The 16324-nt window shown below is 43.3% G+C and carries 12 protein-coding genes; 11 read left to right on the top strand and 1 reads right to left on the bottom strand.

The window, feature by feature from the left end:
* Window positions 1-15: 15 nt before the first annotated feature.
* The 9 genes from NSQ99_RS14550 to NSQ99_RS14510 all read left to right on the top strand — a co-directional run bounded on the left by NSQ99_RS14550 (window position 16) and on the right by NSQ99_RS14510 (window position 11714).
* Window positions 16-3642, top strand: a complete 3627-nt coding sequence (locus NSQ99_RS14550; protein ID WP_340838798.1) for a DNA polymerase III subunit alpha — start codon at window positions 16-18, stop codon at window positions 3640-3642.
* 67 nt (window positions 3643-3709) lie between these two features.
* Window positions 3710-4201, top strand: a complete 492-nt coding sequence (locus tag NSQ99_RS14545) for a phosphatidylglycerophosphatase A family protein (protein WP_251666015.1) — start codon at window positions 3710-3712, stop codon at window positions 4199-4201.
* A gap of 95 nt (window positions 4202-4296) precedes the next feature.
* Entirely contained in the window at window positions 4297-4485 is a 189-nt protein-coding gene (locus NSQ99_RS14540; RefSeq protein WP_251666014.1) for a glutamate decarboxylase, read from the top strand.
* 40 nt (window positions 4486-4525) lie between these two features.
* Window positions 4526-5392 (top strand): acetyl-CoA carboxylase, carboxyltransferase subunit beta, encoded by an 867-nt coding sequence (gene accD, locus NSQ99_RS14535; protein ID WP_340837409.1) that lies wholly within the window; start codon window positions 4526-4528, stop codon window positions 5390-5392.
* The gene (locus NSQ99_RS14530; protein ID WP_251666012.1) at window positions 5385-6365 is read left to right on the top strand and encodes an acetyl-CoA carboxylase carboxyltransferase subunit alpha; all 981 of its coding nucleotides are present in this window, start codon (window positions 5385-5387) and stop codon (window positions 6363-6365) included. The genes accD and NSQ99_RS14530 overlap by 8 nt, the downstream gene beginning before the upstream one ends.
* Window positions 6366-6514: 149 nt before the next feature.
* Entirely contained in the window at window positions 6515-8269 is a 1755-nt protein-coding gene (gene pyk, locus NSQ99_RS14525) for a pyruvate kinase (protein WP_340837407.1), read from the top strand.
* Between the two features lie 383 nt (window positions 8270-8652).
* A complete protein-coding gene (locus NSQ99_RS14520; RefSeq protein WP_340837405.1) occupies window positions 8653-9114 on the top strand; it encodes an acyl-CoA thioesterase in 462 nt (153 codons plus the stop codon).
* 15 nt (window positions 9115-9129) lie between these two features.
* Entirely contained in the window at window positions 9130-9522 is a 393-nt protein-coding gene (locus NSQ99_RS14515; RefSeq protein WP_251666009.1) for an FxsA family protein, read from the top strand.
* Window positions 9523-9635: 113 nt separating this feature from the next.
* Window positions 9636-11714 (top strand): RNA degradosome polyphosphate kinase, encoded by a 2079-nt coding sequence (locus NSQ99_RS14510; RefSeq protein ID WP_340837403.1) that lies wholly within the window; start codon window positions 9636-9638, stop codon window positions 11712-11714.
* 148 nt (window positions 11715-11862) lie between these two features.
* Here the strand turns inward: NSQ99_RS14510 and NSQ99_RS14505 are convergent, their stop codons facing one another.
* A complete protein-coding gene (locus NSQ99_RS14505) occupies window positions 11863-13392 on the bottom strand; it encodes a Ppx/GppA phosphatase family protein (protein WP_340837401.1) in 1530 nt (509 codons plus the stop codon).
* 312 nt (window positions 13393-13704) lie between these two features.
* Between NSQ99_RS14505 and citZ the strand changes: the two genes are divergently transcribed.
* Window positions 13705-14817 (top strand): citrate synthase, encoded by a 1113-nt coding sequence (gene citZ, locus NSQ99_RS14500; RefSeq protein ID WP_340837399.1) that lies wholly within the window; start codon window positions 13705-13707, stop codon window positions 14815-14817.
* A gap of 57 nt (window positions 14818-14874) precedes the next feature.
* Window positions 14875-16173, top strand: a complete 1299-nt coding sequence (gene icd / locus NSQ99_RS14495; protein WP_251666001.1) for an NADP-dependent isocitrate dehydrogenase — start codon at window positions 14875-14877, stop codon at window positions 16171-16173.
* The last annotated feature ends 151 nt before the right edge of the window (window positions 16174-16324 follow it).

Here is a 16324-nt window from a genome sequence, read left to right as displayed (position 1 = left end):
GGAGAGTGACGATTGATGAGCAATACACTGGCTGCGGACTTTGTCCACTTGCATGTCCATAGTGAATATAGTCTATTAGATGGAGCCGCACGCATACAGGAGCTCGTTAAAGCGGCTGCAAGCAAAGGGATGAAATCACTTGCACTGACGGATCACGGTGTGATGTACGGTACAGTTGCCTTTTATAAAGCATGTGAGCAGCATGATATTAAGCCTATCATTGGCTGCGAGATTTATTATACGGCGGGTTCTCGCTTTGAAAAGGGGAACCGCAAGGACAACCCAATCTATCATTTAATATTACTTGCGATGAATGAGCAGGGATATCGCAATCTTATGAATATCGTTTCCATAGCTCAGCTTGAAGGCAATCATTATCGACCTCGTGCGGATGAAGAAACCCTTCGTGCACACGCAGAGGGGATTATCTGCTTAAGCGCATGTCTAGGTGGAGAAGTCAATCAGAAGCTGCTGCACGGGAGCTGGGAAGATGCTGTTGCTGCTGCAAAGCGTTACAAGGACATATTCGGTGATCGATTTTACTTAGAATTACAGGATCACGGCATCCTTGAGCAGAAGCGAGCGAGCCAAATGATGATCGAGCTGGCTGAGCAGCTAGATATCCCACTTGTTGCAACGAATGACGTACATTACGTAAATGAGCAAGACGCTGAAGTACAAGATGTGCTCATTTGCATCGGAACAGGTAAAACATTAAAAGATGAAGATCGTATGAAGATGGATACGAATCAGCTCTATCTGAAAAGCGGGGAGGAGATGGTCGAGCGATTCCAGCATGTGCCGCAAGCGATTGCTAACACGAAGGTAATTGCAGATCGCTGTGAGCTTAAGCTCTCCTTTGGACGAGCGAAGCTGCCTCAATTTTGGCCAATTCCGGAAGCATTTACGTCTACAAGCTTTCTAAAGTCGTTATGTCATGATGGCATGCTGCTTCGCTATGGAAACCAGTCGCAGTGGCTGGAGGATGTCTCTTACCGCGAGCATATCGAGCAGAGACTAGAATATGAGCTAGGCGTCATTGAACGTATGGGCTACAGCGATTATTTTCTGATTGTTTGGGATTTTATACGCTTTGCTAAGGAAAGAAAAATAGCGGTTGGACCCGGTAGAGGCTCGAGCGCAGGAAGCTTAGTTGCCTATACCTTGAATATTACGGACGTTGATCCGATTAAATACAACCTATTATTTGAGCGTTTCTTGAATCCAGAGCGTGTCAGCATGCCTGATATTGATATTGATTTTGATGACGAGCGTCGTGATGAGGTCATAAACTATGTTGCAGCCAAGTACGGCGAGGAGCATGTAGCGCAAATCATTACGTTTGGAACGATGGCAGCAAAGGCAGCTATTCGAGATGTTGGACGTGTTATGAACGTGTCGTTTCAAGAGGTTGACCGTGCAGCTAAGCAAATACCGAATGCCGTTGGAATGTCGATAGCAGGTGCGCTTCAGCATAGTGATCAGCTGCGTAATGCTTATGAGCAGCGTGAGTCTACTAGGCAGCTGATTGATATGGCTATGAAGGTAGAGGGAATGCCGCGGCATTCATCAACACACGCAGCAGGTGTTGTTATTGCCTCTCAGCCACTTACTGACTTCACACCGCTTCAATACGGAAGTGAGCAGCTTCCACTGACTCAGTACGCGATGGAGCACTTGGAAGCAATTGGTTTGCTCAAAATGGACTTTCTCGGATTAAGAACGTTATCCATTCTTGAAAGATCGTATCGCTGGGTAGAAAAGCTACACGGCAAATCGGTAGATTTTCATTCGATCTCCGATGATGATCCTGCTACTTATGAGCTACTGGGCAAAGGAGAAACAACAGGCGTGTTTCAGCTGGAATCTGCAGGCATGCGAAGAGTGCTGAAGGAGATGAAGCCTTCTAACTTTGAGGATATCGTCTCCGTGCTAGCTCTGTATAGACCAGGCCCAATGGAGTTTATTCCAAAATACATCGAAGGGAAACACGGGAAAATTAATGTCGAATATCCGCACGACGAACTTCGGCATATTTTGCAGGATACTTACGGTATTATAGTATATCAGGAACAAATTATGCAGATTGCTTCACATATGGCTGGTTTTTCATTAGGTGAAGCCGATCTGCTGCGAAGAGCAGTATCAAAGAAAAAGCGTGAAGTGCTGGACGAGGAAAGAACTCACTTTGTTAAAGGCAGTCTTCACATGGGCTATGACGAGCAAACTGCTAATGAAGTGTATGACATGATTGTTCGCTTCGCTGATTACGGTTTTCCACGTGCACATGCTGTCGCTTATGCTGTGCTCGCTTTCCGAACTGCATGGTTTAAGACACATTATCCTTCTATATTTATGGCATCCATGCTAGCCTCGGTAGCAGGCAATTTGCAGAAGACGGCTCAATATGTGGACGAGTGCCGCCGTATGGGGATTCTGGTGCTTCCACCGAATGTTAATGAAAGTCATTTGAACTTTGCTCCTGTGGAGGAAGGGGTTCGATTTGGCTTGTCTGCCATAAAAAATGTTGGCACGCAGGCGATTGAATCGATAGTAAAGGGACGGCAAGATGGGCCTTATGAAAGCTTGCTAGATTTTTGTAAGCGTGTCGATCTTCGTGTCGTCAACAAGCGCGTATTAGAATCGCTAATTCTTGCGGGTGCATTTGACGGACTTGAGGGACATCGTGCACAGCTCTATGCCGTTCTTGATGATTGCCTTGAAGCCGTTACGAAGTGGAAGAAACAGCGTGATGAGCTTCAGCTTGAGCTATTTGGATTTGAGGAAATCCAAAACTGGAATGTTGAGCTGCCTGATATAAGCCCCTTTACGATGCATGAGCAATTAGAGCATGAGTACGAGTTGTTAGGCATGTATTTAACAGGTCACCCACTTGATGAGCTTCTAGCAGGCATCGCCGGTACTTCTATAGATCAGCTAGTTGAGCTATATGAGAAGGAAGACGGAAGCTATGCAGTTGTCCCTGTCCGCATCACTTCACTGCGTTCGTTCGTAAGTAAAAGTGGTCAAGCGATGGCTTTTGCAGAGATTGAGGATGCGCTTGTTCGAGTTGAGGCTGTGATCTTCAATAGAGTGTGGAGTAAGCATTCCCAGCAGCTCAGCAAGGACAAGCTTGCTTTAATGCTAGTTGAGCTGCAAAAGCAGGAGGATGAGCTAAAGCTGATCGTTCATGATGCTGTCGTTCCAGAGGCTGAAGATTACGCTGCGTTACGCCCTGCTGTCGATCGTCTTCGTTCTCAAGCAAATTGGCGTACGCAAGCTATGCAGCGACGTAATGGGCAGCTGCATCATCAGGCGGCACAAAGCACCGGGACTAACAAGCACTCTAACGTTAGACGAGATGCAGAGCAGTCTCATGTTTCATCGCCCGATACTTCATCAACTCAAAATAATTTACAAAAAGTTTATATTAAGCTGAGCAGCGAAATGCAAAAGCAGGAAATACTTGCTCAGCTGCAGAGGGTACTGCGAGCTCATCGCGGTGAGCAAGAGACCGTATTGTTCTATGAAGGTACCGGTCAAATCGTTGCATTAAGTAAGCAGTATCACGTCCGATACAGTGAGCAGCTTGCTATTCAAGTCCATCAGCTACTTGGTGAGGGATCGATTGCTGTAAAGTAATTTTAAGGCACAATTTCAGTTAGTCGTGCATATGCTTTCCTACACTAGTATGTAGGGAGTGAAGACAATGAGTACGATAGAAGCGTTGTTATTGGAACGTGGTGTTAGCCTACAAGAAGTTGCAGAAATCGCTTATCAATTACAGCTACCCTATAATGCGGCCTTAACGTTAGAGCAATGTGTAGAGAGTGTGAGAGCCGTATTGTCGAAGCGTGAGGTGCAATATGCTCTATACACAGGCATTGCTCTAGATCAGCTCGCTGAGCAAGGAAAACTGCCTCAGCCACTTCAAGCCATTATGGAAAAAGACGAGCCGTTGTACGGAGTAGATGAAACGATGGCATTAGGAATTACAAACGTATATGGAATGATTGGTTTGACAAGCTTTGGCTACTTGGACAAGATGAAGCCTGGAATACTGCAAAAGTTAAATGAGAAAGGGAAAGGCATTCATGTTTTCCTTGATGATTTGGTCGCAGGGCTTGCTGCAGCAGCCTCAGCGAGAATCGCACATCAGGATGAAAAGGCGCGGCAATATGATTTGCCCGATCCTCAATAGTTATGTTATCATGAGTTCATCATACGGCCATTGACGGGATCGCAGCTGTATATTTAATTTACGATTGCTAACGTGGTGTTGTAGGAGGTAAACCCATGTGGACGGTATTTTATATTGCACCGACTGAGAGAGCTGCTGAAAACATAAAAAATAAACTATTACAAGAAGGATTTCTCGTAAAAATCCGTCCTGTCAATTTGTCTAAACAGCAATTCGAAATTCTAGTTCCTTCAGGTGAGGTAGAAGAAATACGAGAGATATTTGACAGCATCATTCGCCCATAGAGAGCTATAGGATTCGATTGCGCCCAAAGAGGTGTGAAAATTGCAAATAAAAGATTTGTTTTCTAAGAAGAAATATGCCACGATTCCTACGGAGCGTCCAAAGCGTGAGGTTCCGGAAGGACTAATGAACAAATGTCCGAAATGTGGCAATATACAGTATAGTAAAGAGCTTGAGAAAAATCTTAAGGTCTGTTCATCATGCGGTTATCATGGTCGCTTAAGCGCTAGAGAGCGTATAGCGATGACACTTGATGACGGTAGTTTTGTGGAATACGATGAAACGATGGAATCTGTGGACCCACTAAACTTCCCAGGCTATAAAGCAAAGCTTGAGCAGCAAAAGGCAAAATCTAACCTAATGGATTCTGTCGTATCTGGTGAAGGGGCCATTGGTGGCTTTCCGGTTGTCGTTGCCGTAATGAGCTTCGACTTCTTTACAGGAAGTATGGGCTCCGTTGCTGGCGAGAAAATTACGCGAGCAATTGAAAGCGCACATCTTAAGAAGCTACCTCTTATTATATTCTCTACATCTAGCGGTGCTAGGATGCAGGAAAGTATATTGAGTCTAATGCAGATGGCTAAAACAAGCGCGGCTTTGGCAAAATTCCAAGGCGATGGCGGCTTGTATATCTCTGTGTTTACTGATCCTACTACCGGTGGTGTATCAGCTAGCTTTGCAAGCTTAGGGGATTACAATCTTGCAGAACCTGGTGCACTTATCGGATTCGCTGGTCGTATCGTTATTGAACAAACGATTCGTCAGAAGCTTCCTGATAATTTTCAAACTGCAGAATTTAATATGCAGCATGGACAGCTTGATAAGGTTGTGCATCGCAAGGATATGCGCACGATGCTTACAAAGCTTCTCGATATGCATATGGTAAAGGAGGTTTCTGTGAGTGAGTGAGCTGCCTTTTGAAAAGCCACTGAATGAGCTACGCAATAAAATTAAAGAACTGAAAAGCTTAAGCGATGGGACTGGACTAGATTTCTCAGAGGAAATCGCTAGACTTGAGGAACGCTGCAAGGAACTGGAAGATACGATGTATCGTGAGCTAACAGCTGCTCAAAAAATGCAGCTAGCCCGCCACCATCAGCGTCCTACATCGCTTGACTTTATTAACGCGATATTTACAGACTTTATAGAACTGCACGGTGATCGACTGTTTGCTGACGATCTTGCTATAGTAGGCGGAATCGCTAAATTTAACGGATTGCCAGTAACCGTTATTGGTCATCAACGCGGAAAAGATACACGCGACAACATTGCTCGCTTTTTTGGTAGCCCCCATCCGGAGGGCTTTCGTAAAGCGCTGCGCTTAATGCAGCAGGCTAATAAATTTAAACGTCCAATCATTACGTTTATTGACACTAAGGGTGCCTATCCTGGGGATACTGCTGAAGAGCGTGGACAATCCGAGGCGATTGCTCGAAATTTACGGGAAATGGCTGGCTTTGGTGTGCCAATCATCTGTGTCGTTATTGGTGAAGGTGGTAGCGGTGGAGCGCTGGCGCTTGGTGTAGGTAACCGTGTCATCATGCTTGAAAATGCAATATATTCGGCGATCTCACCAAACGGTGCAGCTTCGATATTGTGGAAGGATGCATCTCGAGCTGATGAAGCAGCTGAAGCGATGAAGATTACAGCGAAAGATCTACTTCAATTAGAAATCATAGAAGAAATCGTTCCTGAGCCGCAGGGTGGAGCGCATCGTAATCTCGAAGAGCAAGCAGAATCTATTAAGGCATCTCTCGGAAAGCATTTGGACGAGCTGTTAGAGATGAATGAGAACGATTTGATCGAGGATCGCTACCATAAATTTAGAAAAATTGGTCAATATCGTATGGCAGAGGCAGAAGCTGGCCAAGCTATAGAATAGTCTGTTCAAGCGGCCTATAGCAGAAGTTTTAGATTGTATGTCGAAAACTGCTGTTATAACTTGCCAATCCACTATAAAACCGATAAAATTATGATGCAATGATGATACTATAGTTTTGAATTTCAGGCATTAAACGGAGGAAACCTATCATGCGTAAAACTAAAATCGTTTGTACAATTGGACCATCCAGCGAATCGTTGGAAAATACGAAGAAATTGATCCATGCAGGAATGAACGTAGCTCGCTTAAATTTCTCACACGGAGATTTTGAAGAGCACGGTAATCGAATTAAAAATATTCGTGCAGCGAATCAGGAGCTTGGTACTTCAGTAGCAATTTTGCTAGATACGAAAGGTCCAGAAATTCGTCTAGGCAAACTCAACGAAGAACCGATTGAGCTTGCTCAAGGAGATGCAATTACATTAACTACCGAAGATATTATTGGTGATCGTAATCGCGTTCCTGTTACTTACAAAAATCTTCCTAACGATTTGTCCGTTGGTTCAACAGTTCTTATCGATGATGGTTTAATAGGCTTGAAGGTTGAAGGCATCGAAGGTACGGAAGTTCATTGTCGCATCGTAAATAGCGGTCCGATTAAAGGTAAAAAAGGCGTTAACGTACCTGGTGTAAAAATCTCTCTTCCAGGTATTACAGAAAAAGATAGAAATGATATCATATTCGGAATTGAGCAGGGCATTGATTTTATCGCTGCCTCATTCGTACGTAAAGCAAGCGACGTATTAGAAATTCGCGAGCTTCTTGAGCAGCACAATGCAGGCCATATTCAAATTATATCTAAAATAGAGAACCAAGAGGGCGTAGACAATCTAGATGAAATTCTAGAGGTGTCAGACGGTTTGATGGTAGCTCGCGGCGACTTGGGCGTTGAGATTCCAGCAGAGGAAGTACCTCTAGTTCAAAAAATGATGATTAAAAAATGTAATGTTGCTGGTAAGCCAGTTATTACAGCTACTCAAATGCTGGATTCCATGCAGCGTAATCCGCGTCCTACTCGTGCAGAGGCGAGTGACGTAGCGAATGCAATCTTTGATGGAACAGATGCAATTATGCTTTCAGGTGAAACAGCTGCTGGTAAGTACCCAGAGGAATCGGTTCAGACGATGTCACGCATTGCACAGCGCGCTGAAGAAGCATTAGAATATCGCGAAATATTTATGAAGCAAGCGAGTGCACAGCAAAACTCCGTAACAGAAGCGATCAGCCAAGCTGTTGCGAACTCAGCATTAGATCTTAATGCTAAAGCCATCGTTACATCAACGCACAGTGGTTTCACTGCACGTGTTGTATCAAAATACCGTCCAAAAGCGCCAATTGTTGCAGTTACACCAACTGAGCAAGTTATGCGCGGTCTAGCTTTATGCTGGGGGGTATTCCCGGTTCAAGGACCTGAAGCTGAAACAACGGACGAGATGTTTGACTCTGCAGTGAACGGAGCCTTAAATACAGGCTGGCTAGCTGCTGGTGATACGGTTGTCATTACTGCTGGTGTTCCTGTTGGACGTGCTGGTACAACGAACCTAATGAAAATTCATCATATTGGTGAGCTGCTTGCAACTGGACAAGGGATCGGCAGTCAAAATGTTACAGGCAAAATTGTTGTAGCTCGTACAGCTGAAGAAGCAAATGCGAAGGTACAACAAGGCGATATTCTTGTAACAGTAGCTACTGACAAGGATCATATCCCAGCATTCGAGCGCGCAGGCGCTGTTATTACTGAGCAAGGCGGCATTACGAGCCATGCAGCAGTATGCGGCATTAACCTAAGCACACCTGTTATTCTTGGTGTTAAGAACGCAACTGAACTGCTTAAGGATGGTATGGAAGTTACGATTTATGCGGAGACTGGGTATATCTACTCGGGCCAATCCAAAGTCCTCTAATATAGATGTAGTTCAAAAAGCTCGGCTTTGATTACGAAGTTTTAACTTTGTAGCGTATTCGACATCGAATATGGAACGCTACCGAAACCTCTGGTGCTCACGTACCAAGTAATGTACGCTGCGCTCCTCGGTTTCTAGTATCGTCCCATCTTCTCGGTACTGAAAGCCGAGCTTTTTGAACCATTATTATAAGTCCGTCAAAAAGCTCGGCTTTGATTACGAAGTAATTCTTTGTAGCATATTCGGCATTGAATAAAGACCGCAATCTTCTTGTTTTACAGAAGATTGCGGTCTTATGTTTATCTGCTCTGTTTGTGCTTTGCATGGCGAGCATAACCTTTATTATAATGATATAAAAAGAGTTGCAAAAAGGAGCATTCAACATGGCTGGTAAATGGCTAGTTCATCCACAACGTGTTAGATACCAAGAAACGGATCAAATGGGAGTCGTATTTCACGGGAATTATGTAACCTGGTTTGAAATTGGCCGTACAGAATGGGTAAGAGCTTTAGGGGTAACCTATCGAGATATTGAGGAAAATGGATTGCTGTTTCCTGTAATTGATTTGTCGGTCAGCTATGAGCTGCCTGCTAAATATGATGATATGGTTATTATTTGTACAAGAATGAAGCATCTCACTCCTCTGCGTATGGAGTTTGAATCTCAAGTAAGGAAAGTAACGGAAGCTGATTATAAAGCAGGTTGCTATGCTTCCAGTGAGGAATTGCCTGGGGAGCTTTTAGTACATGGTGGTACTAAGCATGTATGGGTCAATGAAACATTTAAGCCTGTTCGACTTTCAAAGGTTATGCCTGAGCTTTATGAAAAATTACAAATGATGTAAATGAGGTGGAAGAGGATGAAAAAGTGGCTGCCCGCAATAATAATCATATATCCACTAATAGAAATATGGGGAATGCTGCTCGTTGGAGATTGGATTGGTGGCTGGAACACCTTCACACTAATGATCATGATAAGTGTAATTGGAGCGGCTGCAGCGATCTACGAAGGGCGTAAAGTGATGCAGATTGCGAGAGGACAAATGAATGTTGGGCAAATTCCAGGGCGTGCTTTAGTTAATGGTGTATGTGTGCTTGCAGGAGCGTTACTTCTACTTATTCCTGGTTTTATATCCGATATTGCTGGTGTATTACTTATCATTCCATTAACACGACGAATTTTTGAAGGCATCATATTGAAATGGATTGAAGCAGGCATTAATAATGGAAGGTTCATGTTTCGTCGTTTCTAATTTAACAATTCCTTTACATTTCAAAGCATTATAATTAACGATTGTTCGATATAGTTTTGTTAATGCAGTTTAATATTTGAGATTAGAAATAATACTGCATAGGGGGAACGTTCATGACGAAGCAATTATCAGCCTATTTAAATAGAGATCTAAGCTGGGTAGAATTTAATCGCAGAGTGCTGCAAGAGGCGCAGGATCAACGAAATCCACTTCTTGAGCGAGCAAAGTTTTTATCCATTGTTTCAAGTAATTTAGATGAATTTATGAGTGTACGTGTGGCTGGTGTTCATGAGCAGATTCGAGCGGGCTTAACGAAAATGGATTTCACGGGCTACTCTCCATCGGGATTGTGGAAAAGGTTGCAAAAGCGGACCAAAGACATGGTTACCGAGCAGTATCGAACGTATCGAGAAATCGTAAAGTGTTTAAGTAAAGAAGGTATTTTTATACGTGAGTATTCAGAGCTCACCATAACTGCACAAAGGGCAATTGCTGACTATTATAATGAGATTGTCTTTCCTGTAATTACGCCAATGGCAGTTGACCAAAGCAGGCCTTTTCCTCATGTGCACACGAAGGAGCTGTACCTTGCAGTTACGTTGCGTATGGAGGGAGAAGAGGAAGAAGGCTGTGAGCCATTGTTTGCAATCATCCAGATTCCATCGATTCTTCCTCGTTGCTTCGCCATTCCAAGCCGCAGCAATAGTAAAAAACAGGAATTTATATTGCTTGAGGACATCATTACGACCTTCATTGACTCGTTGTTTACAGGCTATGAAGTAGAGTCTGTTAGCCCGTTCCGTCTAACTCGTAACTCGGACTTATCACTTGATGAGGAGGGTGCCGAGGACCTGCTTGAGGAGATTGAGAAGGAGCTGCGACGTAGAAAATGGGGGAATCCAGTTCGACTGGAAGTGGAGTGCGACATTGATGCCTATGCATTGAAGGTGCTTAAGGAAGAGCTTGAGATTGAGGAAGGACTATATATGATCGACGGGCCGCTTGATTTAAGCTTTATGATGAAGCTTTCCAGCATGGTGAATGGTCACGATCAGCTACGCTATAAAAAATTTGATCCGATCTATCCATTTGAATTTGATGAGGATAAGGACATTATGAGTGTCATCGCAGAGCGAGATGTATTATTGCATCATCCCTTTGAATCCTTTGAGCCTGTCAATGAATTCGTATGGCAAGCGGCAAAGGACCCTGATGTGCTAGCTATTAAAATGACGATGTATCGGGTTAGCGGTCAATCTTCACTTGTAAAGGCGCTTGAATATGCAGCAGCGGCAGGAAAGCAAGTGACCGTCATCGTGGAGCTTAAGGCTCGTTTCGATGAAGAGAACAATATTGCATGGGCTAAGCAGCTAGAGAAAGCAGGCTGTCACGTTGTATATGGCTTGGTCGGACTAAAAATACATGCGAAGCTCCTTCTAGTTGTACGAAGAGAGAAGCATGGGCTAAAGCGGTATGTCCATGTCGGAACAGGCAACTATAATGAAAGCACGGCAAAGCTATACACAGATATTGGCTTAATGACGAGCAACGACGTGATCGGCTCTGATACCTCTGCACTTTTTAATGAAATCACAGGGTATTCGGTGCCCCGTGATTGGGAAGCCTTTGCGGTTGCTCCTGCAGGCTTAAAGGCTAGACTACTGAAGCTGATTGATCGAGAAATTGAGCACGCGCGTGCAGGCAAAGAAGCAAAAATTATCGCCAAGATGAACAGCTTATCGAATCAAGAGATGATCGATAAGCTATATGAAGCATCTAGAGCAGGCGTACATATCGATCTGATTGTACGTGGTGTTTGCTGTTTAAGGCCGGGGTTACCTAGTATAAGTGAAAATATTAGAGTAATCAGTATCGTTGACCGCTATCTTGAGCATTCTCGTATCGTCTACTTCTACAATGATGGGGAAGAAGAGGTATACTTATCCAGCGCTGATTGGATGACAAGGAACTTGGAAAAACGTGTGGAGCTGCTCTGTCCCGTGTTTGATAGTGAATTGAAAAACTTACTAATTGTCATACTGCAGCTTAACTTAGCTGATAATGTGAAGGCTAGAGCGCTAGGTGTAAATGGTCAATACGAAAGAGTTGCTATTGATCAAGCACCATATCGAAGTCAATTTGAGTCCCAGCAAGTAGAGCGTTGGAAGGGCAGGAAGGAATACGTCCAATAATACGGGTCCTGCGAGAGAAAAGTTTAATGGAGACCGCACTAATAACAACATGCATGCTATACTAGTAACGACGCAAAGAAGCGTAAACCTCAAGCAACGAGGTTTACGCTTCTTTTGTTATTGCTACGAAAGCAGCTGCGCTGCTAGGCTAATTCTGTTTAAGCTCCATCGATAAAATCGGTCTTACTCCCCAATGCTTTTTGAAGTCTGACGCCAAATCCTCAACGTTGTGGGTTTCAAGCTCCATATCCGTTTGTGCTTCAGTGACACTGATATGCAATGTATCTTGATCTAGACGAAGTTCCATACTTTGTATACTCTGTGCTTCGCTGCGATCTAAGGCGGCAGCGAGCTGCAGCACGTATCCGAGCCGCGATATTGTATCTAGATCCACTTGAGAGATCAGCTTGCTATAGCCTTTAAGCTCTGACTTCGCTTTGCCTTTACTGCGAAACGAAGCGATGGCGGCGACGAGTAATATCTCTTTGTGCGAAAGCCCATTTAGATGTGAATGCACAATAAGGTAAAAGGTGTGCTTTGCAAATTGATAGTATTCGATCGTTGCGCCGATCCGATAAAGCCGTGCTGCAGCATTCAAGTATAGTGCGTAGCTCTGTTTGCTTGGGTCATCCTTCATAAGAATGGAAAGCAGCTGATCTGCTAGCGCACTAATGTGATCCGTATGAGCACGCGGCAGGGCCGTATGCAGCGCGATTAAGTTTTCTATGCTGTATTCAAGCGGGTTATTGTGCAGCGGCTGCTCTGGGAAAAACAGCTTATGAAACACTCCGTCACGGAGTCCCGCACCGCAGATAACATAACGCTCAGCATCTGTATATTGAAATATTTTCGTTAAGATTGCAAGTCCTGGAATGATAACATCTGCTCGATCCTTGCTTAGCCCGTTAGTCTTTTTCCGCTTTTCATGAGGCAATGCCCTCAATTGATTGAACAGTTCCATAACATCTGCATCCGACATTGGATAATTATGAGTTTGAGCAAGCGGGTAGTCAATGGATGCTTGATGGATTTTTCCGACTGCTCGCGCCGTACCGCCAACAGCAACTAGAGGTAGATGCTTATAACCTGCAATCCAATCATGCTTAGCGAGCTCTCTTTCGATTTCCTCGTAAAGCTGAGTGAGCTCAATGTCATTTAGTCCTTGCTTGCTGTCAAATTGCTTATTTAGACTTACACAACCAAATGGAAAGGAAAAGCTATGAATAATCTTACGATCAATAAATAGTGTAAGCTCAGATGAACCCCCGCCTATATCTAGCAAAAAACCACTTTGAACAGAAATAGAATTGATCATACCTAAAAAACCATATTCAGCTTCCTCAAGACCAGATAGTATCTTTATATGAAGTGAGGTTTCTTGTTCTACTTGCATGACAATGTCTGCTTGGTTAGCAGCATTGCGAATAGCAGCTGTCGCAATGGGCACAAGCTCTTCTAGCTGATGCTGCTTGGCTAATAGTTGAAAAATTTTAAGTGTGTCAATCAGCACATGAATGCCTTCTTGGCTTAACTCACCCTGCTCGTTGATGTAGCTGCTAAGACGTGCGGAGCGCTTGCTGCCATCGACTACCCGATGCGCACCTTGCTCCGTTTTCTCATATATTACGAGTCGAATTGAGTTTGAACCAATGTCGATGATGCCATAGCGTTGTGACATTTTATTCCTCCAGTTCGGTGACTTGTTCAATAGTTTATCATAATATCTAAAAAGTTATTAGTTTTCGATATGAGCATTTTCAAGGATTCTGATGTTTATTGTCCTGAAATCTTTTGCGCGTAAGAACTTATGTGCTATAATAAACAAGCTATGGAAAAATTACCTGATATATTTTATCAATGAAGGCGATAAAGCATTTCTATCCTAGCTTATGTTCACTTTTTTGACAAAATCCTATATGATTAATTTTGATGATTCGGGTTGAACAATAGGCTCAAGTAATTCATTCTTAATAATAAAGGAGAGGGAACGATGACAGCAACAAAAGGTCTTGAAGGTATTGTAGCAGCGCAATCCTCTATCAGTTCTATCATTGATGGGGTTTTAACATACCGTGGTATTAACATCGACGAACTTGCTGAAAAGGCTTCATATGAAGAAGTAGCATATTTGTTGTGGTACGGTAATTTGCCAAGTCGCGATCAACTCGCTGAATTACAGCAAAAGCTGGATGAGTTTGCTGCAATTCCGAACGAAGTCATTGAAGCGATTAAGCTATATCCTGCGAATACAAATTCTATGGCAGCACTTCGTTCAGCAGTATCAAGCCTGGCGCTTTATGATCCGCTAAGCGGAGATATGTCTACCGAAGCGAACCAACTGAAAGCGATTAAATTACAAGCCCAGCTTCCAACAGTCGTTGCAGCATTTGCTCGTATCCGTGAAGGTAAAGAGCCGATTGCTCCGAAAAAAGGAGTTTCCATTGCTCATAATTTCTTATACATGCTAACTGGTGAAGAGCCGGCTGATATTGCTGTAAAGGCATTGGATCAAGCACTTGTACTACATGCCGATCATGAGCTCAATGCTTCTACCTTTGCTGCTCGTGTTACAGTTGCTACTCTATCCGATATATATTCAGGGGTTACCTCTGCTATTGGAGCATTAAAAGGACCATTGCATGGTGGTGCGAATGAAGCGGTTATGGTTATGCTTGAGGAGATTGGCTCCAAAGATAATGTAACGGCTTACATCGAAAATGCATTAGCCAATAAAGTGAAAATTATGGGCTTCGGTCATCGCGTATATAAAAACGGTGATCCACGTGCAAAGCATCTTCAGAAGATGTCCTTCGAGCTTGGTAATCTCATAGGTAATCTTGAGCTCTATGAAATGTCCACGCAAATTGAAGAGCTTGTAACAAGCCGCAAAGGCTTGAAGCCGAATGTTGACTTCTATTCAGCTTCTGTGTACACTGCTCTAAAAATCCCGCGCGACTTGTTTACACCGCTATTTGCAATTAGCCGCGTATCAGGTTGGACATCTCATATTTTAGAGCAATATGAGAACAATAGATTGATACGTCCTCGTGCTGAATATGTTGGACCAATCCAAGCGTCTTACATTCCAGTTGATGAGAGATAATCTGCTATAATAGCTAATGTATATCGATTTAATTACTTTAAAGGAGGAAAATGATTCATGTCTCTATTTGAAAAATTCGCAATGCCTACTGATGGTGAAAAAATTACAATTGATAACGGGGTATTGCAAGTACCAAATCAACCAATTATCCCATTTATCGAGGGTGATGGAACTGGGCGCGATATTTGGAAAGCTTCAAAGCGTGTTCTAGATGCAGCAGTTGAAAAAGCATACAATGGCGAAAAGAAAATTGCATGGTATGAAGTGTTCGCAGGAGAAAAAGCATTCAACGAGTTTGGCGAGTGGCTGCCTGCTGATACACTAACTGCAATTCGTGAATACATTGTTGCGATTAAAGGTCCGCTTACGACGCCAATCGGTGGAGGAATTCGTTCTCTTAACGTTGCACTTCGTCAAGAGCTAGATCTATACACTTGCCTGCGTCCAGTACGTTACTTTGACGGTGTACCTTCTCCAGTTAAACGTCCTGAGCTAGTAGACATGGTTATTTTCCGTGAAAATACTGAAGACATCTATGCAGGTATTGAATATCAATCTGGTTCTGAAGAAGTGAAAAAGGTAATCGAGTTCCTTCAAAAAGAAATGAAGGTTAACAAAATTCGCTTCCCTGAAACTTCTGGTATCGGAATTAAGCCTGTATCTTCTGAAGGATCTAAGCGTTTGGCTCGTGCTGCGATTGAATACGCAATTAAGCACAACAGAAAAACTGTAACACTTGTTCACAAAGGTAACATCATGAAGTTCACAGAAGGCGCGTTCAAAAACTGGGGCTACGAAGTTGCTGAGCAAGAGTTTGCTGATAAAACATTTACATGGGGTCAATATGACCGCATTAAAGAAGCTGAAGGTGTGGAGGCAGCTAACAAAGCTCAAGCCGAAGCAGAAGCAGCAGGTAAAATTATCGTTAAAGATGCGATTGCTGATATCGCATTGCAACAAGTACTTACACGTCCAACAGACTTCGACGTTATTGCAACTCTGAACCTGAATGGTGACTACCTATCCGATGCTCTTGCAGCACAAGTAGGTGGAATTGGTATCGCACCAGGTGCTAATATCAACTATCTAACAGGACATGCAATCTTCGAGGCAACGCATGGTACAGCTCCGAAGTATGCTGATAAAGACGTTGTTAACCCTGGTTCAGTTATTCTTTCTGGCGTTATGCTTCTTGAGCATTTAGGCTGGCAGGAAGCTGCAGATCTTATCTACAAAGGTATGGAAACTGCAATTAATAACAAAACAGTAACTTATGATTTTGCTCGTCTAATGGAAGGCGCTACTGAAGTGAAGTGCTCTCAATTCGCAGACGAAATCATTAAACATTTAGCATAAGAAGCAGCTAGAATCTGCACAAAAAGAGAGCCTATATAGGCTCTCTTTAACATGTATCAACTAAAAAGCTTAGCATATGCTTTCGAAGCAGCTTTTTAGTTGCAGAGAAGTATCACCAGAAGTAACTAAAAAGCTTAGCATATGCTTCCGA

This window comes from Paenibacillus sp. FSL W7-1287, assembly GCF_038004245.1.
In the GTDB taxonomy this organism is placed as follows: Bacteria; Bacillota; Bacilli; order Paenibacillales; family Paenibacillaceae; genus Pristimantibacillus; species Pristimantibacillus camelliae.
Note: the sequence above shows the minus strand (reverse complement) of the source record. Positions and strands in the feature narration are given on the sequence as shown.

Coding starts and splice junctions, on each gene's coding strand:
- icd (WP_251666001.1), top strand. CDS start 14,875: ATGTCTCTATTTGAAAAATTCGCAATGCCTACTGATGGTGAAAAAATT.
- NSQ99_RS14510 (WP_340837403.1), top strand. CDS start 9,636: ATGACGAAGCAATTATCAGCCTATTTAAATAGAGATCTAAGCTGGGTA.
- NSQ99_RS14505 (WP_340837401.1), bottom strand. CDS start 13,392: ATGTCACAACGCTATGGCATCATCGACATTGGTTCAAACTCAATTCGA.
- NSQ99_RS14545 (WP_251666015.1), top strand. CDS start 3,710: ATGAGTACGATAGAAGCGTTGTTATTGGAACGTGGTGTTAGCCTACAA.
- NSQ99_RS14520 (WP_340837405.1), top strand. CDS start 8,653: ATGGCTGGTAAATGGCTAGTTCATCCACAACGTGTTAGATACCAAGAA.
- citZ (WP_340837399.1), top strand. CDS start 13,705: ATGACAGCAACAAAAGGTCTTGAAGGTATTGTAGCAGCGCAATCCTCT.
- NSQ99_RS14550 (WP_340838798.1), top strand. CDS start 16: ATGAGCAATACACTGGCTGCGGACTTTGTCCACTTGCATGTCCATAGT.
- pyk (WP_340837407.1), top strand. CDS start 6,515: ATGCGTAAAACTAAAATCGTTTGTACAATTGGACCATCCAGCGAATCG.
- NSQ99_RS14540 (WP_251666014.1), top strand. CDS start 4,297: ATGTGGACGGTATTTTATATTGCACCGACTGAGAGAGCTGCTGAAAAC.
- NSQ99_RS14515 (WP_251666009.1), top strand. CDS start 9,130: ATGAAAAAGTGGCTGCCCGCAATAATAATCATATATCCACTAATAGAA.